At 71.5% G+C, this 23085-nt stretch carries 1 protein-coding gene (cut by a window edge); it reads right to left on the minus strand.

Annotated elements, in window-relative coordinates; all coding sequences use genetic code 11:
* A protein-coding gene (locus JK358_RS18605; RefSeq protein WP_201949007.1) for a non-ribosomal peptide synthase/polyketide synthase crosses the window boundary here: on the minus strand, positions 1–23085 show its 3' portion. The gene runs 5445 nt beyond the window's last position; the window shows 23085 of its 28530 coding nt (coding positions 5446–28530); its start codon lies off the right edge, out of view — the gene reads right to left on this strand; it ends in the stop codon at positions 1–3.

Here is a 23085-nt window from a genome sequence, read left to right on the forward strand (position 1 = left end):
TCACGGGCGCAGGCGGGATTCGAGCAGGGGTGCGATGACGGCGGCATTGTCGGGTTTCAGCATGCCGGTGTGCCAATCGTCGAGCGGTATCTGTTCGATGCGACCGGAGATGTGGGCGCGCCAGGTGTCGGCGAGGTGGTCGCGGTCGGATTCACGGGCGGCGGTGAAGAGGACGGCGTCGCCCGTGAAATGGCCCGGCGTGTACGGGAGCGGCTGCGAGAAACTCTCCAGGACCCGGTCGATCTGCCGGGGTTCCAGCATTCCGGCGCGGGCGATGCGGTCCGCGACCAGCGCGTTGAATTCCTCGAGCCGATCGATCTCCGGCACGGTGTCGAGTTCGAGGACATCGTGCCAGCCGCCGAGAATGCGGGCGACGGCCTCGGCCACGTCCTGCCGGGTGGGCTCGGCGTCGCGTGCCGCACCGGATTCCGGGGTGGCGTCGACCAGGGCCAGCAGTCCGACGGTGTGGCCGAGTTCCTGCAGGCGCACGGCCACCGCGTGGGCGATCTGGCCGCCGAGCGACCAGCCGAGCAGGTTGTAGGTGGTGTCCGGGAAGCGCTCGAGGATCTCGCGGACGTACCGATCGGCATACGCGCCAACCGATTCCAGTCGCGGCTCGTCGGCGACGATGTACGGATCCTGCAGGCCGTAGACCGGACGGTCCAGATCGAGATGCCCGGCCAGTGCGCCGTACACCCAGGCGAGACCGCCACCGGGATGCACGCAGAACAGCGGCGCGCGGGTGCCCGACGACCGCAGCGGCGTCAGCACGCCGAGCGAGACGCCCAGGGTGTCCTGGTCGCACTCCAGCGCGCGGGCCAGGGCGGCGGGTGTGGCGTCGGAGAAGAGCCTGCCGTAGTCCATTTGCCTGCCCGTGCGTGTCCGCACCAGCGAGACCACCTGCACCGCGGTGAGCGAGTTGCCGCCGAGGGCGAAGAAGTCGTCGTCGGCCCCGACCCGCTCGGCTCCGAGCACCTCGGCGAAGACCGCCGTGATCGTTTCCTCCATCGGTGTGGCGGGTGCCCGGAACGTCCGCGGTCGGAGGTCCGGCGCGGGCAGCGCCTTCCGGTCGATCTTGCCGCTGCTGGTCAAGGGGAGCCCGTCGAGGATGACGATCGCGTCGGGGACCAGATAGGCGGGCAGTCGCTCGGCCGCCGACCGCCGGAGGGCCGCCGGATCCGGTTGCCGCCCCGCCCCGGCCACCACATAGGCCACCAAACGTGCGGTGGCGCGGGCGCTGTCGGGGGCCGAGCCCTCGTGGACGACGACCACCGCCTGCTCGACGCCTTCGACGGCGGTCAGGGCGGCTTCGACCTCACCCGGTTCCAGGCGCTGTCCGCGGATCTTCAGCTGGAGATCGGAGCGGCCCGCGAAGACCAGAGCCGCTGCGCCCGAACCGGATTGGTCCACGGTCCAGCGCACCAGGTCGCCGGTCCGGTACAGGCGTTCGCCCGGCGCGCCGAAGGGGTCGGCGATGAAGCGGGAGGCGGTCTGTCCGGTGCGTCCGCGATAGCCCCGGGCCACCCCGGGACCCGACACATACAGTTCGCCCACCACACCGGCGGGCACCGGGCGCAGCCACGCGTCCAGGACGCGCACGGTCATGCCGGGAATCGGGCCGCCGAGGATGATCGGGCGGTTCGATTCCAGTTGCGCGGCGGCGACCCATATCGACGCCTCGGCGGGGCCGTACAGGTTGTGCACCCGGCGGCGGGCCGCGCTGTCGGTGCCCGACCAGCGGTGCACGAGCTGCGGCGAGCATTGCTCACCGCCAGTGGTGAGGGACCGGAGCTCGTCCAGCGCGCCCGGGTCCAGCGTGGCCGCGACCGAGGGGGTGAGGAAGGCGTGGCTGATGCGCCGGGCACGCATCAGTTCGGTCAGCGGTTGCCCGCCGTAGACATCGGCCGCAGCGATGACCAGGGTCGCGCTCGCGGCCACCGCCAGCAGCAGTTCCAGGACCGCGGCGTCGAAGGTGCGCGCGGCCACCGCCAATACCCGTGCGCTGGAATCGATTTCGCACCGGTTCAGATGATCGGCGACCAGGGACGCGAGTCCGGTGTGGGTGACCTCGACGCCCTTCGGCCTGCCGGTGGAGCCCGAGGTGTAGACCACGTACGCGGTGTTCTCCGGTCGCGCGCCGGGGCGGTCGGTGATCGTGGTGCCGGGCTGCCGCTCGATGCGTTGCGCTGCGGCCGGATCGTCGAGGACCAGCCAGGCCGGTCCGTCCTGCGGCAGCGCGGCGCTGTGGCGTGCCGTCGTGATGCCCGCCGAGACGCCGGAGTCGGTGCAGACGAACCGATTTCGCTCGAGCGGGTGCGCGGGGTCCACGGACAGGAAGGCCGCGCCGGTCTTGGCGGTCGCCCAGACGGCGAGCACCCAGTCGGCCGATCGTGGCACCGCCACGGCCACCACCGATTCCGGGCCGACGCCGTGTGCGATGAGCACCCGTGCCAGCTGGTTCGATCGCTGGTCCAGTTCTCGATAGGACAGTCGCAGCTCGCCGTCCACCACGGCGTCCCCGTTGGGCTGCGCCAGCACTGCCGCCGCCAGCAGGTTCGGCAGTGTTGTTCCGGCCGCCACCGCGACCCGGTCGTTGCGCCCCCAGTCGGTCAGGCGGTCGCGTTCGACGGTCGACAGTATGTCGATGTCCCGCACCATGATTCCGGGGTCGGCCGCGACGGCGCGGAGGACGGTGCGCAGCCGCTGTGCCATGAGGTCGATGGTGGCCGCGTCGAAGAGGTCGGTGGCGTAGCTGATGCCGACCGGGATCGCGCCGGTGTCGTCGGGGGTTCCGCTGGAGGTGACGGTCAGGTCGAAGCGCTCGATCCCGGTGTCGGCGTCGACGGTGCGCACGGTCAGGCCGGGCAGGGCGAGTTCGACGGCATCGAGGTTGTTGAAGGCCAGCATCACCTGGAACAGCGGATGATGGGCTTGACTGCGCGGCGGATCCAGCGCCTCCACCACCTGTTCGAACGGCACCTCCCCGTGCGCGAAGGCATCCAGGTCCACGCCGCGGACCTCGGACAGCAGCTGCGCGAACGGCGCCGATTCGTCGATCGTGGTCCGCAGCACCACGGTGTTCACGAACATGCCGACCACGTCGTCGAGCCGCGCGGACCCACGACCCGAAACCGGTGTTCCCACCGCGATATCCGTGTTGCCGGACAACCGCGACAGCACGAGCGCCAGGGCCGCGTGGAACACCATGAACAGCGTGACGCCGTGCGTGTGCGCCACCCGCCGCAGGTCCGCGACGAGCTCGGGCTCCACGGTGAAGGCGTGGCGCGCTCCGCGGTGCGATGCGACGGCGGGGCGGGCGCGATCCGCCGGCAGCTCCAGCAGCTCCGGCAGCTCATGCAATCGCTCGTTCCAGTACCGGATCTGTTGTGCGAGCATCGATTCCGAGTCGCCGAGCGCACCCAGCGCATCTCGCTGCCACAGCGTGTAATCCGCGTACTGCACCGGCAGCGGCGGCAGATTCGGTGGCGCCCCGGCACACCGGGCCGTGTAGGCGGCCCCCAGGTCGCGGGCCAGCGGGGCCATCGAGAACCCGTCGGCGGCGATGTGATGGACCGCCAGCACCAGCACATGATCATCCGGGCCCACCGCCAGCAGCCGGGCGCGCAGCGGAATCCGTTCGGCCACATCGAAACCCGCCAGCACCACACTCGACACGGCGTCGACGAGACCGCTTCCGGAGACCGGCACCGGCGTCAGATCCGTGTCCGCGGCCTCGGCCATGTCCTCCACCGGCACCACCAGCTGGAAGGGCACACCGTCGACGTCCGGGTACCTGGTCCGCAGTACCTCGTGGCGTGCCAGCACATCCCGCAGCGCCGCCGCCAGGGCGGTGGCGTCCAGGGCACCGGTCAGCCGCAGCACCAGCGGAATACAGTAGGCCGCCGAGTCGGGGGCGAAGCGGTTCACGAACCACATGCGCTGCTGTGCGAACGACAGCGGCACCCGCTCCGGGCGGACCCGCCGTTCCAGGCGTGGTACGTCGGTGGCCGATGCGGCTCCCGCCGTGCGCAATTCGAGCACAGCGGCCAACTCTCCCACCACCGACGCGTCGAAGACGTCCCGCACACCCACCGGCACGCCCAGTGTTTCGGCCAGGCGTGCCGAAAGCCGGGTGGCCGACAGCGAATTCCCGCCCAGCGCGAAGAAGTCGTCGTCCATGCCCACCCGTGCCGCGCCGTGGATCTCGGTGAAAGCGGATGCCACGGCCCGCTGCACCGGCGTGGACGGCGCGCGGAATTCCCGCGCCGTGACCACGGGCTCCGGCAGGGCCCGCCGGTCCACCTTGCCGCTGCTGTTCAACGGCAGTTCGGCCAGCACCGTCACCACATCGGGCACCATGTACCTCGGCAAACGCTCGCCGACCGCCCGGCGCACCGCGTCCGGGTCCACGATGTCCTCCGGGGCGGCGACATAGGCCACCAGCCGCGCGCCCGCGGCATCGGCGCCTTCGGGCGTATGGACCACGGCCACGGCCTGAGCGATGCCGTCCAGCTCGCACAGGGCGGCCTCGACCTCACCGAGCTCGAGTCGCTGCCCGCGCACCTTCACCTGGAAGTCGGTGCGGCCCATGTACATCAGCACCCCGGTGACCGAACCGGGTGCAGCGCCTTCGGTTTCGACCCACCGCACCAGGTCGCCGGTGCGGTACAGGCGCTGTCCGGGCTCGCCGAAGGGATCGGCGACGAATCGTGCGGCGGTCAGTCCGGGGCGGCTCCGATAGCCGCGCGCCACACCGGATCCCGCCACGTACAGCTCGCCCACCACTCCCGCGGGCACCGGTCGCAGCCACGAATCCAGCACCGCCAGACGCAGACCCGCGATGCCCGCACCCATGCTGATCGGATCCCCGGCGCGCAGTTCCGGGCTGACCGCGGTGATGACGGTGGTCTCGGTCGGACCGTAGGAATTGAAGAACTTGCGCCTGCCCGCCGCATCGGTGCGCGACCAGCGCGTCACCAGCTGCGGTGCGAAATGCTCACCGCCGACCCAGACCACCCGGAGTTCGTCGAGACCGGCCGGGTCCAGCGAGGAGGCGACCGCCGGTGTCATCCAGGCGTGGGTGACGCGCTGATCGCGCATGAGCTCGGCCAGTGCGCGACCGCCGTACACGTCGTCGGGCGCGAGCACCAGCACCGCTCCCGCCGACACCGCCAGCAGGAGTTCCAGCATGGCCACGTCGAAAGTCCGTGCGCCGACACCCAATACCCGCGATTCGGAGTCGATGTCGTAGCCGGCGTGGTGTGCGGCGGCGAGGGCCGACAGTCCGGCGTGGGTCACCTCCACGCCCTTGGGGCGTCCGGTCGACCCCGAGGTGTAGATGACGTAGGCGGTGTCCGCGGTCCGCAGGACGCCGCGCCGGTCGGCGGGGAGCACCGGGGCGCAGGAGTACCGCCGGATGCCCGCCTCGACCTCGGGGGCGTCGACGACGAGCCAGGTCAGGTCCGGCACGGGCAGCCGGTCAGCGTAACGGTTCACCGTGATACCCACGCGCACACCGGAATCGGCGCAGACGAAGGCATTGCGGTCCACGGGGTGGGACGGATCGACGGTCAGGAAGGCCGCACCCGATTTGGCGACCGCCCACACCGCGAGCACCCATTCCGCGGAGCGCGAAGCACCGATCGCCACCACCGATTCCGGCCCCGCGCCCTGGTCGATCAGGAAGCGCGCCAGGCGATTCGACCGTTCGTCGAGCTCCCGGTAGGTGATCCGGCGGGATCCCTCGATCAGCGCGAGGGCCTCCGGATGCGCGGCCGCCGCCGACTCCAGCAGCACCGGCAGGGGCGCACCGGCCGCGAATGTCCACGCGGCCGAGTGGATCTCCGGTCGGTGCCCCCAGTCGCGAAGTAGCCGTGCGCGTTCCGTCCCCGACAGCAGGCCGATGTCGCGAACCCGCAGGCCCGGTTCCCGCGACACCGCGCCGAGCAGCTCGAGCAGTCGCCGCCCCAGCGTTGTCACGGTCGAGGCGGCGAGCACCTCCGGCCGGTACTGCAACCGGATTCGCAGCGTGTCCTGCAGAATCACGGTGCAGGACAGCGGATAGTGCGTGGAATCCGCGCCCGCCACGTCGGTGAGCTCCAGGCTGCCGTCACTCGTGAGCTGCCGGATACCGTGCACGTCCACGGGATACGACTCGAATACCAGGGTCGTGTCGAACAGGGTGTCGTTGCCGGTGAGCGCCTGGATCTCGGCGAGGCCGAGGTGATGGTGATCCAGCAGCGCGGCCTGCTCGTCGTGGATGCGCGCCCACAGGTCGCCGAGGGTCTCGGTGGGTGTCAGGCGGACCCGGGTCGGAATGGTGTTGATGAACAGGCCGATGGTGCGGTCGGCGGCGGGCAGTTCGGCGGGGCGACCGGAGACGGTGGTGCCGAAGACGATATCGGTCCGGCCGGTCACCTGCGCCACCAGCATGGCCCACGCCGATTGCAGGACGGTGTTCACCGTGACGCCGGCGGCGGCCGCGGCCGCCAGCAGTTCCCGCGTCTCGGCGGCATCGAGGGTGATCGCGTGGTCGACCACCGCTCCGGCGCCGAGACCGTCGGCGATGAGCGTGGGCTCCACGTCCGCCAGCGCCGTGGACCACGCCGTGCGCGCGGCCTCGCGGTCACGAGATTCCCGCCATACCAGGAAATCTCGGTACGAACCGGTCGGGGCGGCGGTGACGCCGCCGTCGGCGTAGTGGCCGAACAGGTCGGTCATCAGCAGCGGCCAGGACCAGCCGTCCAGGATGACGTGGTGGTCGGTCAGGATCACCGCCCACCGGTCGTTCGCCATGCGCGCCACCGTGAATCGCAGCAGCGGCGCGGTCGCCAGGTCGAACCGGCGGGCCTTGTCGGCGGCGGCCAGTTCGGTCAGCGCCGTCTCGGCATCCGGGTGGCCGGTCAGGTCGACCGTGCACCAGGGCAATTCGAGGTCGTCGCACACCACGGCGACGGTCGTGCCGCCGCTGATCGTGGTGAACGCGGTCCGCAGCGAGGGGTGCCTGTGCAGGACCGCCGACGCCGCCGCGAACAGGCGCTGCGGATCCAGCGCACCGGCGAGACGCAGAATCACCTGTGCCGCATACACATCCACGTCGGTACCGGCGGCGGCGCTCAGCTGGGCGTGGAAGGCCAGCCCCGCCTGCAGCGGGGTCACCGGCCAGATGTCGGACAGTGCGGGATAGGCGCGTTCGAGGGCGGCGACGTCGCCGGGAGTCACCGCGACCAAGCCGAAGTCCGAGGGCGAATGCGCGCCCGCGTCCGGTGAGTCGGCGTGCGCCGCGATCGCGGTGAGTGTCTCGACCCACAGTCGCGCCAGCTCGTCGACCTCCGCGCTGTCGAGGAGCGTGCGCGGGAAGCGGAAGGTGGTGCGCAGCCGGTCCTCGAGCACGATCGCGCTCACATCCATGGCGAGCGTGACCGCCGTCTGCGCATCCGGTGCGAGTTCGAGATCGCCCAGCCCGCCGTCCAGTCCGCCCGAACTGATGTCGGCGGTCGTGACGCGGCCGAGGTAGTTGAACCCGATACGGCCAGGCATCCGGTCGGGCAGCGCGCCCGCCGTGTCCTCGTTCAGGTAGCGCAGCAGGCCGTAGCCGATGCCCTTGTCCGGAATCGACCGCAGCGTCTCCTTCACCGCCAGCACGGCGGTCGCGACGGCGGGTCCACCGGCGGCGAGCTCGTCGAGATCCACTGCGGCCGTATCGAACCGCACCGGGAACATGGTGGTGAACCAGCCCACCGTCCGCGACAGGTCCGCACCCGGCACCGCGCGCTCCTCGCGACCGTGGCCCTCCAGCCGCACCAGTACCGACGGCTCGTCGACACCCCGGCGCGTCCGCCAGATCCGCACGGCCGCCACCAGACCCGCCAGCAGTCCGTCCTCGACGCCGCCGTGGAACACCGTCGGCACCCGGGACAGCAGTGACCGCGTTACCGCCTCGGGCAGCGTCACCTCGACCTGATCGAGCGTGGCGGCCGTATCGATACCGGGATCGAGTTCGCGACCGCCCCACACCGGATCGACGCCCGCCGTCATCGACCGCCACAGTGCCAGTTCCGCGACCCGCACGGGTTCGGCTGCGGCGCAGACCAATCCGTGCGCCCAGCGCCGCATGGACGTGCCCACGGGCTCCAGTACCGGGACGCCGGAACGCGCCTGGTCCAGTGCGGACATCAGGTCCGGCACCAGCACCCGCCACGACACCCCGTCGATCACCAGATGGTGCGCGACGACCGCGAGCCAGCCCGGTGCCTCGGAGGCCGGATCGAACCAGACGACCTGAACCATGACTCCGCCGGCCGGGTCCAGCCGATCCAGCGCCGAATTCAGTTCGGCCGACACCGTGTTGGTGACCAGCGCCCGGCCGGTCACACTCTCGACATCGATATCGGGGGCGAGGACGATGCGGCGCAGCAGCGCCGGGGCATCCGAGTCGTCCGCCGGGGCGACCTTCAGCGACCAGTCACCGAATCCGGTGCGCCACAGGCGGGAACGCAGCATGTCGTGGCGGGCCAGCACCGCGCCCAGGGCCGCCGTCATCGCGGCCTCGCCGACGCCGTCGGGCAGGCGCAGCACCACGTGCTGGTCGAATCGGTCGAAACCGTTGCCCCAGTCCACCATCCAGCGCGCCACCGGCAGCAGCGGCATCTCGCCCAGCCCGCCACCGGGCAGTTCGGCCAGTCCGGGGCCGGTCTCCCCCGGTTCGGCGACCCGCGCGCAGGCCGCCAGTCGTGCGGCCGTGCGCTGTTCGAAGACATCGCGCGGACCGAACAGCACTCCGGCCGCCCGCGCCCGCGAGACGACCTGGATGGACACGATCGAATCACCGCCGAGCGCGAAGAAGTCGTCGTCCACGCCGACGCGATCCACCCCGAGCACCTCGGCGAAGACGGTCGCCACGACCTCCTCCACCGCCGTGGCCGGGGCCCGGAACTCCTGGGGCGCGAACCCGGGTTCGGGCAGTGCCCGGCGATCGAGTTTGCCGCTGGTGGTCAATGGCAGCGCGTCGAGCACCATGACCACGTCGGGCACCATGTAGCCCGGAACGTACGCGGCGACGGCCGTCCTGACCTCCTCCGCGTCCAGGACGAAACCGGGTTCCGCCACCAGATAGCCCACCAGATACACACCGGCACGGCCGTTCTCGGGATTCTCGGCGTGGGCGACGACCACGGCCTGCGCCACGCCCGGCACGGCGGTCAGCGCGGTTTCCACCTCGCCCGGTTCCAGACGCTGACCGCGCACCTTCACCTGGAAGTCGGCGCGGCCCACGAACTCCAGAGTCGCTGTCCCGGCGCCGGATTCGACGCGGATCCAGCGCACCAGGTCGCCGGTGCGGTACAGCCGGGCACCGGACGCGCCGAAGGGATCGGCGATGAACCGGGTCGCGGTCAGTCCCGGCCGATGCCGATAACCGCGTGCCACACCGGGACCCGACACGTACAGCTCACCGGCCACGCCTTCGGGCACCGGCCGCAGCCACGGGTCCAGCACCAGCGCGCTCGTGCCCGCGATCGGGCCGCCGATGCTGACCTGTCCGTCCGGCAGCAGGGCGGTGCCGGTCGTCCAGATGGTGGCCTCGGCCGGACCGTAGAGGTTGTGGACGCGACGGGTTCCGGCGGTATCGGTGCCCGACCACTGCCGGGCCAGCTGCGGCTCGCAGCGGTCGCCGCCGGTCAGCACCACCTGCAGCGTGTCCAGGCCGGCGGGGTCGATCGACCGGGCCACCGCCGGGGTCAGGAAGGCATGGGTGATGTCGTTGCCGCGCAGCAGATCCCGCAGGGGCTGCCCGCCGTACACGTCGGCGGGCGCGATGATCATCGCCGCGCCCGCGGGCACGGCCAGCAGGAGTTCGAGAATCGCGGCGTCGAAGGTCCGGGCCGCCACGGCGAGCACCCGGGAGTCCGGGCCCACCGCACACCGTCGCCGATGGTCGGCCACGAGGGCGGCCAGTCCGGCGTGGGTGACGTCCACGCCCTTGGGACGGCCGGTGGAACCGGAGGTGTAGACCACGTACGCCGTGTGGCCCGCGCGCAGCGTCCCCCGGCGATCGGCATCGGTCACGGGCGCAGCGGAGAACCACGACAGGTCGAGGTGGTCGAGGTGGACCACATCCGTCCCGGGCAGGTCGAGTGCGGCGTCGGCGCGGGCCAGGACGCAGCGAACCCCGGAATCGGTGCACACGAACTGATTTCGTTCCGCCGGATGGGCCGGATCCACCGACAGGAAGGCCGCGCCCGTCTTGGCCACCGCCCACACGCCGAGCAGCCATTCCAGCGAACGCGGAACGGCGAGCGCGACCACGGTTCGCGGTCCCACCCCCCGTTCGATCAGCAGGCGGGCCAGCCGATTCGAATGCTCGTCGAGTTCACGGTAGGAGATGCGCCGGTCGCCGTCGACCACGGCGTCCCCGTCCGGCGCGGCGGCCACCGCCGCCGCCAGCAGGGCGGGCAGTGTCGTGGTGGCCGCCGCGGGTGAATGATCGTCCGCCGCAGCAAGATCCGCCGCGGCCGCACCGTAGCGTCCCCATTCGTGGACGAGCCGGTTCCGCTCGGTCGCCGGCATCGTCTCCAGGTCGCGCACCGGGACAGCGCCGTCGCGGGCGAGTGCCCGCAGTGTCCACCCCAGTCGTTCGCCGAGCTCCGCGATGGCAGCGGCCTCGAAAAGGTCTGGGCGGTACTGCAATCGGATGCGCAGCTCGTCGCGCAGGACAGCGGTGCAGGACAGCGGGTAGTGCGTGGCGTCGGCGGCGGTGATGCCGGTGACGGTCAGGTCGCCGTGTCCCACGGTGTGCCGGATGTCGTCCATGTCGACGGGGTAGGACTCGAGCACCATCAGGGTGTCGAAGAGCCGGTCGTAGCCGGTGAGCGTGTGGATCTCCCGCAGCCCGGCGTGCTGATGCTCGAGCAGTGCCGCCTGCTCGTCGTGCAGCCGGGTCCACAGGCCGCCAACGGTTTCCGTGGGGTCGAGCCGGACCCGGGTCGCGACGGTATTGATGAACAGGCCGATGGTGTGCGCGGCGGCGGGCAGTTCGCCGGGACGCCCGGAGACGGTCGCGCCGAACACCACATCGGTGCGCCCGGTGCACCCTGCGATCAGCAGCGCCCACGCGGATTGCAGCACCGTGTTCATGGTGACGCCGGTCGCGGCAGCCGCCGCGACGAGTGCCCGGGTGTCGGCGGCGTCGAGCGCGATCGACAGATCCGCGACGGTGCCCGCCGCGCTGTCGGAGCCGGCTGCGCCCGCCACGAGGGTGGGTTCGACGCCGTCGAGCGCTGTCGCCCAGGCGGCGTGTGCGGCCTCGTGGTCACGAGATGCCAACCATGCCAGGTAATCCCGATACGAGCCGGGCGTCTGTGTGGCCGGGGTGCCCGCGTATTCGGCGAACAGGTCGGTGATCAGCAGCGGGTAGGACCAGCCGTCGAGGATGACATGATGGTTGGTGAGGATCAGCGCCCATCGGCCGGGCTCCAGGGCCGCCACGGTGCACCGCAGCAGCGGCGGTACGGCGAGATCGAAGGGCTTCGCCTGCTCGCGCCCGGCCAGTTCGGTCAGCGCCGTCTCGGGATCGTGGTCACCGGTGAGGTCGACCACCCGCCAGGGCATCTCGACATCCTCACAGAGCACCGCCACGTTCCGGCCGGTTCCGGTGGTGGTGAACGCGGTCCGCAGGCCCGTGTGCCGGGCCAGCAGACGTGTGGCCGCCGCCCGCAGCCGGTCGAGGTCGAGATCGCCGGAAAGCCGCAGAATCAGTTGTGCGACATAGGCATCCGTCTCGGCGTCGGCGTCGGCCAGGTGGGCGTGGAACAGCAGGCCCGCCTGCAGCGGGGTCACCGGCCACACGTCCGACAGCGACGGATAGGCGTGTTCCAGCGTCGTCAGGTCGGACCGGGTCACCGGGATCAGGTCGAAATCCGACGGCGAATGTCCGCCCGCGCCGGGGGTTTCGGCGTGAGCCGCGACCGCCGCCGAGACCTGCGACCAGATCCGCGCCAGTTCTTCGACTTCGGCGGGATCGAGCAGGGTGCGCGGGAACCGGAAGGTGGCCCGCATCCGATCGTCGAGTACGACCGCGGAGATGTCGACGGCGACCGTCACCGGCATGGCGGGATCCGGCGCCACGGTGAGCTCGCCCAATCCGCCGTGTGGATCGGCGGTTTCGAGATCGGCGGCGGCGACCCGGCCCAGGTAGTTGAATCCGACGTGGCCCGGCAGGTGATCGGGCAGCAGGCTCGCCGTCTCCTCGTTCAGGTAGCGCAGCAGGCCGTAGCCGATGCCCTTGTCCGGAATCGACCGCAGCGTCTCCTTCACCGACAGCACCGCCGCGGCGACGGCGTCCCCACCGGCGGCTACGGCGTGCGGATCGATGCCGGACAGGTCGAACCGCACCGGGAACATGGTGGTGAACCAGCCGACCGTCCGCGACAGGTCCGCGCCCGCCAGCACCTGTTCCTCGCGGCCGTGGCCCTCCAGCCGCACCAGTACCGACGACTCGTCGATACCCCGGCGAGCACGCCAGATCCGCACGGCCACCGCCACAGCGGCGAGCAGCCCGTCGTTGACGCCACCGTGGAACACCGCCGGGACGGTGGTGAGCAGTGATCGTGTCACCGGCTCCGGCAGCTCCACACTCACCTGCTCGAGCGTTTCGGCGGTGTCGATGTCGGGATTCAGTTCCCGGCCGCCCCAGACCGGGTCCGGACCGGAGATCATGGACCGCCACAGCCCCAGTTCCGCCACTCGCGCGGGTTCGGCGGCCGCCGTCCGCAGTCCGTGCGCCCAGCGGCGCATGGAGGTTCCCACGGGTTCCAGCGCCGGTGCCGCCCCCGCCCGGGCCTGCTCGACCGCCGACAGCAGGTCCGGCACCAGCACCCGCCAGGAGACGCCGTCGACGACCAGGTGATGGGCGGCCACCAGCAGCCATCCGGCCTCGTGGCCCGAGTCCAGCCAGACGAAGCGCACCATGGCCGCGCCGACCGGATTCAGCTGTGCCACCGCCGAATCCAGCTCTGCGGCGGCGAAGTCGGCCACCTGCCGGCGGCCGGTGTCGGTATCGGGCTCGAGCTCGGCCGGCAGCGTGCGCCGGTGCAGCACCGATTCCGGATCGACACCGCCGGGCGCGGCCACCTCGAGCTCCCAGTCGCCGGACTCGTTGCGCCGCAACCGGGAACGCAGCAGGTCGTGCCGATCCAGCACCGCGCCTATCGCTTCGAGCAGCTGTGCCCGGTCGAGGCCCGCGGGCATCCGCAGCACCACGTGCTGTTCGAAACGCTGGAAGCCGTTGCCCCACTCCGTCATCCACAGGGCCACCGGCAGCAGCGGCACGGCGCCCACCCCGCCGCCGGGCAGCTCGGCCACTGTCTCGGCCCGCTCGGTAGCGGCCGACCCGGCACAGCGTGCGAGTCGCGCGGCGGTGCGCTGTTCGAAGACATCGCGCGGACCGAACACCACACCGCGCGCCCGCGCCTTGGACACGACCTGGATCGACACGATGGAATCACCGCCGAGGGCGAAGAAATCATCGTCCGCGCCGACCCGTTCCACGCCCAGCACCTCGGCGAACACCTCGGCCACCAGCTGTTCCACCGGCGAGGACGGCGCACGGAACTCCCGTGCAGCGAATTCCGGCTCCGGCAGCGCCCGCCGATCCACCTTGCCGCTGCTCGTCAACGGCAGGTCATCGAGCACCATCACCACATCGGGCACCATGTACCCGGGCAGGCGTTCGCCGAGCGTGGCACGGATCGCGCCGGGGTCGACGGCGTCACCGGCACGGGTGACCACATAGCCCACCAAACGCACACCGGCAGCGGCATTGTCGCCGGCCGGGCGCACGACGACGACGGCCTGATCGATACCCGGCAGCGCACACAGCGCCGCCTCGACCTCACCCGGTTCGAGTCGTTGCCCGCGCACCTTCACCTGGAAGTCGGAGCGGCCCGCGAACACCAGAACCTGTGCGTCCGTGCCGGATTCGTCCGCGACCCAGCGCACCAGGTCACCGGTGCGGTAGAGCCGCTCCCCCGTTCCGTAGGGGTTCGCCACGAATCGCGCGGCGGTCAGCGCCGGTCGGCCCCGATATCCGCGCGCCACACCGGATCCCACGATGTACAGCTCGCCCACCACGCCGAGCGGCACCGGGCGCAGGGACGCGTCCAGCACGACGACGCCCATACCGGCTATGCCCGAACCCATGTCGAGCTGATCGGCTCCGGTCAGCTCGCGGCTGATCGTCATCATGACGGTGGTCTCGGTCGGCCCGTAGGTGTTGAAGAATCGACGGGCGCAGGCGGTATCGGTCCGCGACCACCGTGCCACCACCCGCGGCGAATAGCCCTCACCGCCGACCGTCAGGACGCGCAGCGCGTCGAGGCCCTCGGGCTCCATCGAGGCCACCACCGACGGGGTGAGGAAGGCGTGCGTGATCCCGAGATCGCGCACGAACTCGGCCAGCGGCCGTCCGCCGTACACCTCCTCGGGGGCGAGTGCCAGGGTCGCGCCGACCGGCACGGCGAGCAGCAGTTCGAGTACGGACGCGTCGAAAGTACGTGCGGAGACGCCCAATACCCGCGCGGAGGCGTCGAGGGCGTACCGGTCTCGCTGTGCGGCGGCGACCGCGGCCAGCCCGGCGTGTGCGACCGCCACACCCTTCGGACGGCCGGTCGAACCCGAGGTGTAGACGACATAGGCGGTATTGCCCGGCCGCAGCGTGCCGTGTCGATCCGCGTCGGTCACCGGCGACGACGAGAACCGCTGGATCTCGTCGGCCATCGCCGGGTCGTCGGTGATCGCCCAGGTGACCGTGTCCGGCAGGTTCGCGGCGTGCCGGGTGGTCGTGATGCCCAGCAGTGCATCGGAATCGGCGCACAGGAACCGGCTCCGCTCGATCGGGTAGGCCGGATCCAGGGACAGGAATCCGCCGCCCGCCTTGGTGACGGCCCATACCGCCGACACCCAGCCCGCCGACCTCGGCAGTGCGAGGGCGATCACCGATTCCGGTCCGACGCCACGATGGATCAGCAAGCGCGCCAGCCGGTTCGAGTGTTCGTCGAGTTCGCGATAGGAGATCCGGCGGTCACCGTCCAGCACCGCGACACCGTCCGGGTTGGCGGCCACGGCGGCAGCCAGCAGCATCGGCAGGGTGGCGGGTTCGACAGCGTCCGCGCGCTGGAGATTCTGGAGCAGCGACCGGCGTTCGTCCGGTGCCAGCAGGTTGATGTCGCGCACCCGGACAGTGGGGTCGGCGGTCACCGTGCGCAGTACCCGACGCAGGCGGGCCGCGAGGGCGGTGATCGTGGCGGGGTCGAAAAGGTCGGTGGCATAGCCGATGTCGACCGGCATCGTGCCGTCGGCGGCGGGTTTGCCGGACAGGGTCAGCGACAGGTCGAAGCGTTCGACGCCGAGCTCGACGGGGTACGGGGTCACGTCCACGCCGGACAGCCGGATATCGGCCGGATCGAGATCGTGGAAGGCCAGCATCACCTGGAACAGCGGATGGTGCGCCTGACTGCGCGGCGGGTCCAGCGTCTCCACGACCTGTTCGAACGGCACCTCACCGTGCGCGAAGGCGTCCAGATCCACGGCGCGGACCCGGGTCAGCAGGTCGGCGAAGGTCGCCGACTCCTCGACGCCGGTGCGCAGCACCACCGTGTTGACGAACATGCCGACCACATCGTCGAGCAGCTCCGAGCCACGCCCCGAAACCGGTGTGCCCACGGTGATATCGGTGCTGCCGGACAGCCGGGCGAGCACCACCGTCAGCGCCGCGTGGAACACCATGAACACCGTCGCGCCGCGCTCCTGGGCGAGGGCGTGCAGTGCGGCGGCGGTCTCCGCGTCCACGGCGAATCGGTGGGTCGCGCCCCGGTGCGACGCGACGGCGGGGCGCGGGCGATCGGTCGGCAGCTCCAGGGCCTCGGGCAGCTCCCGCAATTGCCCGCTCCAGTACCGGAGCTGCTGTGCCAGCACCGATTCCGGATCGTTCGCGGAGCCCAGCAGTTCCCGCTGCCACAGCGTGTAGTCCGCGTACTGGACCGGCAACGGCGTCCAATCCGGGTGCCGCCCGGCGCACCTGGCCGCGTAGGCGGTGGCCAGATCACGTGCGAGCGGGGCCATGGAGAAGCCGTCGGCGGCGATGTGGTGCACCGCCATCACCAGGATGTGTGCGTCCCGGTCCACCCGCAGCAGTCGTGCGCGCAGCGGAACCTGTTCGGCCACATCGAATCCCGGGGACATCACTGCGGATACGGCTGCGATGCCACGACCCGGCTCGACGTGCCGGGGCGACAGATCCACATCGACGGCCGCGGTCAGCTCCGCCACCGGGACCACCGACTGGTACGGCACGCCCTCCGCATCCGGATACCGGGTCCGCAGCACCTCGTGCCGGGCCAGCACATCCCACAGCGCGTCCGACAGCGCCGGGACGTCCAGGTCACCGGACAGCGCCAGCGCCAGCGGAAGGCTGTAGGCCGCGGTCTCGGGGGCGAAGCGGTTCACGAACCACATGCGCTGCTGCGCGAACGACAGCGGCACCCGCTCCGGTCGCACCCGCGGGCGCAGGCGCGGTCCGACCGCCGCCGCATCCGAGGCACGCGCGCTCAGCAGTGCGGCCAGCTCCGTCACCGTCGCCGCCTCGAACACGTCCCGGACGCTCACCGCCCTGTCCAGCCGTTCGGCCAGGCGGGCCGCGAACCGGGTGGCGGACAACGAGTTTCCGCCCGAGGCGAAGAAGCCGTCGTCCGCGCCGACGCCGTCGAGGCCCAGTATCTCGGCGAACACGTCCGCGACCATCGCCTCCATCGGCGTGGACGGTGCCCGGTAGCTGGACCGCGCGGTCGCCGGTTCCGGCAGGGCCGCCTTGTTCAGCTTGCCGTTCATCGTCAGCGGCAGTTCGTCCAGCACCATGACGACATCGGGCACCAGGTATCCGGGCAGGCGCTGCCCCACCGCACGCCGCACCTCGGCCGGATTCAGCTCGCCGCCCGTCCCGGCAGCGACATAGGCCACCAGCCGCGCATCGGTTTCGGTATCCGGCGCGTGCACAAGGACCACCGCCCGCTCGACCCCGGGCAGGGCGCACAGGGCCGACTCGATCTCGCCGAGTTCGATGCGCTGCCCGCGCACCTTCACCTGGTGGTCGGAGCGGCCCGCGAAGACCAGAACCCCGGCGTCCGAATCGAATTCGTCCACGTTCCAGCGCACCAGATCGCCCGTGCGGTACAACCGGTCCCCCGCCGTCCCGAAGGGATTCGCGACGAACCGTGCGGCGGTCAGTCCCGCCCGGCCCCGATAGCCCTGTGCCACACCGGGTCCGGACAAATACAGCTCACCGGTGACGCCGTCGGGCACCGGACGCAGCCATGTGTCCAGCACCAGCGCCGACATGCCGCCGAGCACCGACCCCAGGGTCACCGGGTCGCCGGGGCGCAGTTCCGCGCTCCCGGTCACCCAGATGGTCGCCTCGGCCGGGCCGTACAGGTTGTGCACGCGCCGCCGGGCGGCGGCATCGGTGCGCGACCACCGGGAGATCAGGGCGGACGGGCACGCCTCACCGGCGACGGTCAGCACCTCGAGATCGTCGAGGCCGACGGGGTCCAGCGTGCCCGCCACGGACGGGGTGAGCACGGCGTGGCTGATGCGCCGGGTGCGGATCAGCTCGGCCAGTGCCGGGCCGCCGAAGACATCCGGGGGCGCGATCACCAGGGTGCCCGCGCCCGAAACCGCCAGCAGCAGTTCGAAGATCGCCGCGTCGAAGGTGCGAGCGGCCACGCCGAGCACCCGGGCGGCGGGGTGGACGCCCAGGCGGTGCCGCTGCCCGCCGCAGACGCCCGCCAGGCCGGTGTGCGTGACCTCCACGCCCTTCGGCCGGCCGGTGGAACCCGAGGTGTAGACGACGTAGGCGGTGCTGTCCGGGCGCAGCGGGGCGTGGCGCTCCGCGTCGCCGATCGGCGTGGCTGCGCCGGCCTCGATTCCAGCCGCCGTGGCGGGATCGTCCAGCACCAGCCAGGTGACACCGTCCTGCGGCAGTGCTCCGGCGTGCCGGGCGAGGGTAATGCCCACGCGCACTGTGGAATCGGAGCACATGAAGCGATTGCGCTCGAGCGGGTGCGCCGGGTCCAGGGAGAGAAAGCCCGCGCCGGTCTTGGCGATCGCCCACACCGCGAGCACCCATTCCAGCGACCGCGGTACGCCGATCGCGACCGGGGAGTCCGGGCCGAGGCCCGCGCCGATCAGGAAGCGCGCCAGCCGGTTCGAACGCTCGTCGAGGTCGCGGTAGGAGAGCCACCGGTCACCGTCGGCCACCGCTTCGCCGTCGGGGTCGACCGCCACGGCCGACGCCAGCACCTCGGGCAGGGTCGTCATGGGCGTCGTCGCGGCGGCCGCGAGATCGGCGGCGCGGCCGTGCCCCCAGCGCAGCAGTCGCCGCTCGGTCTCCGACAGCGGCTCGATCGCCCGCACCGGGCGGCCCGGATCGACTGTGACGGAACGCAGTATCCGTTCCAGGCGTACGGCCAGCCGTGCGACGGTGGCGGCGTCGAGGGCGTCGGGCCGGTACTGCAGCCGGATCCGCATCCCGCCCTGCACGGTGACGCTGCAGGTGAGCGGGTAGTGCGTGGAGTCGGTCGCGGTGACCCCGGCGAGTTCGAGGTCGCGGCTGTCGGTGAGCGTGCGGATATGGTCCGCGTCAACGGGATACGACTCGAGCACCATGACGGTGTCGAACAGGCTGTCGTGCCCGGTGAGCTCGTGGATATCGGACAACCCGACGTGCTGGTGATCGAGCAGCGCCGCCTGTTCGCCGTGGATGCGCGTCCAGAGCTGGGCGGCGGTCTCGGCCGGATCCAGCCGGATGCGGGTCGCGATCGTGTTCACGAACAGGCCGACAGTGCTGTCCGCGCCGGGCAATTCGCCGGGGCGGCCCGATACCGCCGTACCGAACACCACATCGGTGCGACCGCTGAGCCGGGCCACCAGCAGCGCCCAGGCGGATTGCAGCACCGTGTGCACGGTGACTCCGGCGGCGGCCGCGACCGCGGTCAGCTCCCGCGCCGCGGTGTCGTCGACGGTGAGCCATTCCTCGGCCACCGCGCCCGCGCCGGTTACAGCCGGACCCGCGATCAGCGTCGGTTCGGCACCGTCGAGGGCCCGGCTCCAGGCCGTAGCGGCCGCGTCGTGATCACGAGTCGTCAACCACGCCAGGAAGTCTCGATACGAACCGGGCGCGGCGCCCGCGCCGCCCGCGGCGTAGTGCGTGAACAGGTCGGTGATCAGCAGGGGGTAGGACCAGCCGTCGAGGATGAGATGGTGATTCGTCAGGATCAGCGCCCACCGGTCGCCGCCGAGTTCGGCCAGCACCCAGCGCAGCAGTGGCGGCCGGGACGGATCGAACCGGATCGTCCGCTGCGCGGCGGCCACTTCGGCCAAGGCCGCGTCAGGATCGAGGCGGCCGGTGAGATCGACCTGCTCCCAGGACGATTCGACGTCACCGCACACCACCGCGACCGCTGCACCGCCACCGATGGTGGTGAAGGCCGTGCGCAGGATCGCGTGCCGATCCACCAGCGCGGCCGCGGCCGCGCGCAGCCGCTCACCGTCCAGCAGGCCGTCGAGTCGCAGCACCAACTGTGCGACATAGGCATCCGATTCGGCGGGCGCGGTCAGTCCGGTGTGGAACAGCAGACCGGCCTGCAGCGGGGTCACCGGCCACACGTCGGTCATCGACGGATACGCCCGTTCCAGGGCGTGCACCTCGGACTGTGTCACGGCGACCAGCCCGAAATCGGCGGGGGAATGCCCACCCGCACCGGGGGTTTCGGCGTGCGCGACGATCGCGGTCAGCACCTGGGACCACAGGTCCGCCAGCTCTGTGATCTCCGCCGAGTTCAGCAGGGTGCGCGGGAAGCGGAAGCTGGTGTGGAGGCAGTCGTCGAGCACGAGGGCGGACGCGTCGATCGCGAGCGTCACCGGCAGATCCGGGTCCACGGCCGTCCGCACGCCCGGACCGCCGTCGATCCCGCTGTGCACCAACGGATCCAGGCCGGTGACCCGGCCCAGATAGTTGAAGCCGACACGGCCCGGCATGCGATCGGGCAACGCGCCCGCCGTGTCCGGGTTCAGGTAGCGCAGCAGGCCGTAGCCGATGCCCTTGTCCGGGATCGACCGCAGCGTCTCCTTCACCGACAGCACCGCCGCCGCGACCGCCTCCCCACCGGCGGCCACCTCGGCGACATCGATTCCGGCGAGGTCGAACCGCACGGGGTACAGGGAGGTGAACCAGCCGACCGTCCGCGACAGGTCCGCGCCGGGGACCACGGCTTCCTCGCGGCCGTGCCCTTCCAGCCGCACCAGCACCGACGACTCGTCGATACCCCGGCGTGCGCGCCAGATGCGCAGCGCCACAGTCAGACCCGCCAGCAGCGCGTCGTCCACGCTGCCGTGGAACGCCGCCGGAACGCGGGACAGCAGTGACCGGGTCGCCGATTCGGGCAATACCACGTCCACCTGCTCGAGGGTCGCGGCCGTATCGATTGCGGGGTCCAGTTCCCGGCCGCCCAGCACCGGATCCGGACCCGAGACCATCGACTGCCACCGGCCCAGTTCCGCCACTCGCGCGGGTTCGGTTGCGGCGGTGACCAATCCGTGCGCCCAGCGCCGCATCGACGTGCCCACCGGGTCGAGCCCCGCTCGCGTACCGGCGACCGCCTGGTCGAGGGCGCGCAGCACATCGGGCAGCAGAATCCGCCAGGAGACGCCGTCGACCACCAGGTGGTGCGCCACCGTCAGCAGTCGTCCCGGCGTCTCGGAGGCGGGCTCGAGCCACACGAACCGCACCATCGCGCCGCCGCGCGGATCCAGCGCGCGGACGGCCGAATCGAATTCCGCCGCAGCCACTTCCGCCAGACGTTCGCGGCCGTCCACGGTGTCGGTGGCGATCTCCGGGCCGAGCGTTCGCCGGTGCAGCAGCGCGGCGGCATCCACCGTGCCGGGGGCGTCGACCGTCAGCGACCATTCGCCGCTCGTGTCGCGCACCAGGCGAGAACGCAGCATGTCGTGCCGATCCAGCACCGCGTTCAGCGCCGTGATCACCGCCGACGACTCGATACCGGCCGGCATCGGCAGCATCATGTGCTGCTCGAAATGATCGAAGCCCCTGCCCCACTGCGTCATCCACCGGGCGACCGGCAGCAGCGGCATCTCGCCGAGGCCGCCGCCGGGCAGTTCGGCCACGACATGCGCGGTGTCGGCCGTACGCGCACACCGCGCCAAACCCGCGGCGGTGCGCTGTTCGAAGACATCACGCGGACCGAACACCACACCGCGCGCCCGCGCCCGCGACACCACCTGGATCGAGACGATCGAATCGCCGCCCAGGGCGAAGAAATCATCGTCCGCGCCAACCTGTTCCACGCCGAGCACCTCGGCGAACACCTCGGCCACGAGCTGCTCCACCGGCGAGGACGGCGCCCGGAACTCCCGCGGCGCGAACTCCGGTTCCGGCAGCGCCCGGCGATCGACCTTGCCGGTGCCGGTCAGCGGCAGCTCCGCGAGCACCATCACCACATCGGGAACCATGTACCCGGGCAGACGCGCGCCCAGCGCTTCCCGGACCGCCGCGGGATCCACCGTACTGCCCGCCACCGCCTCCACGTAGGCGACCAGACGCGCACCGGCGGCGGCATCGGCACCGGGCGAGTGCACGATCACGGCGGCCCGCGCGATCTCGTCCAGCCCGCACAGCACGGCCTCGATCTCGCCGGGTTCCAGCCGCTGTCCGCGCAGCTTCAGCTGGAAGTCGGCGCGGCCCACATAGGCCAGTGCGCCTGTCCCCGAACCTGTTCCGGCTCCGGTCCAGCGCACCAGATCCCCCGTGCGGTAGAGCCTGCGCCCCGGTCCGCCGAACGGATCGGCGATGAAGCGGGAGGCCGTCAACCCCGCCCGGCCGCGATATCCGCGTGCCACACCGGCTCCCGAGAGATACAGCTCACCCACCACACCCACCGGCACCGGCCGCAGCCGCGCATCCAATACCAGTGCGCCGATACCCGGGATCGGTCCGCCGATGCCGACCGGCTCGCCGGGCGCGAGTTCGGCGCCGGTCACCCAGATCGAGGCCTCGGCGGGCCCGTACAGGTTGTGCACCCGCCGCCGCCCGGCCGTGTCGGTGCCCGACCATCGCGAAACCAGCTGTGGCCCACACTGATCGCCACCGGTCGCCACCACGCGCAGCGTGTCCAGACCGGCGGGCTCGATCGACAGGGCGACCGCGGGGGTCAGGAAGGCGTGCGTAATGCGCTGCTCGCGCAGCAGATCCCGCAGCGGCTGCCCGCTGTACACCTCCGCCGGCGCCACCACGAGCACGGCCGCGCCCGACACCGCGAGCAGCAGTTCGAGAATGGCCGCGTCGAAGGTGCGCGCGGCGACCGCGGGCACCCGCGAGTCCGCGTCCGCGCCGAAGCGCCGGAGGTGGTCGGCGATCAGTGTCGCGAGTCCGGCATGGGTGACCTCGACGCCCTTGGGCCGCCCGGTCGACCCGGAGGTGTACACCATGTAGGCGGGGTTCTGCGGGCGCAGCGCGGCCCGCCGGAGCCGGTCGGTGACAGCGGTTGTCGGCTGCGCCTCGATCCGGGCGGCCACGGCCGGATCGTCCAGCGCGAGCCAGATCGCACCCTCCGCCGCAAGCTCCGACTCGAACTCGGATGTCGTAATACCCAGGCGGACACCGGAATCCGCGCACACGTACTGGTTGCGCTCACACGGATGCGCCGGGTCGACCGAGAGGAAGGCCGCGCCCGTCTTGGCGATGGCCCACACCGCGAGCACCCATTCCAGCGAACGCGGCACGCCGACCGCGACCACCGACTCGGCACTCGCTCCCCCGTCGATGAGCAAGCGCGCCAAGCGATTCGACCGCTCATCGAGCTCCCGATAGGACAGGCTTCGTTCGCCGTCCACCACCGCGTCCCCGCCGGGGTTGGCGGCCACCGCCGCCGCCAGCAGATCGGGCAGCGTCACCGTGCCCGCGGGCGCGTCCAGACCCGCCAGGCCCCATTCACGGACCAGCGCGCGCCGCTCCGAGCTGGA

The organism is Nocardia acididurans (assembly GCF_016741815.1).
Classification (GTDB): Bacteria; Actinomycetota; Actinomycetes; order Mycobacteriales; family Mycobacteriaceae; genus Nocardia; species Nocardia acididurans.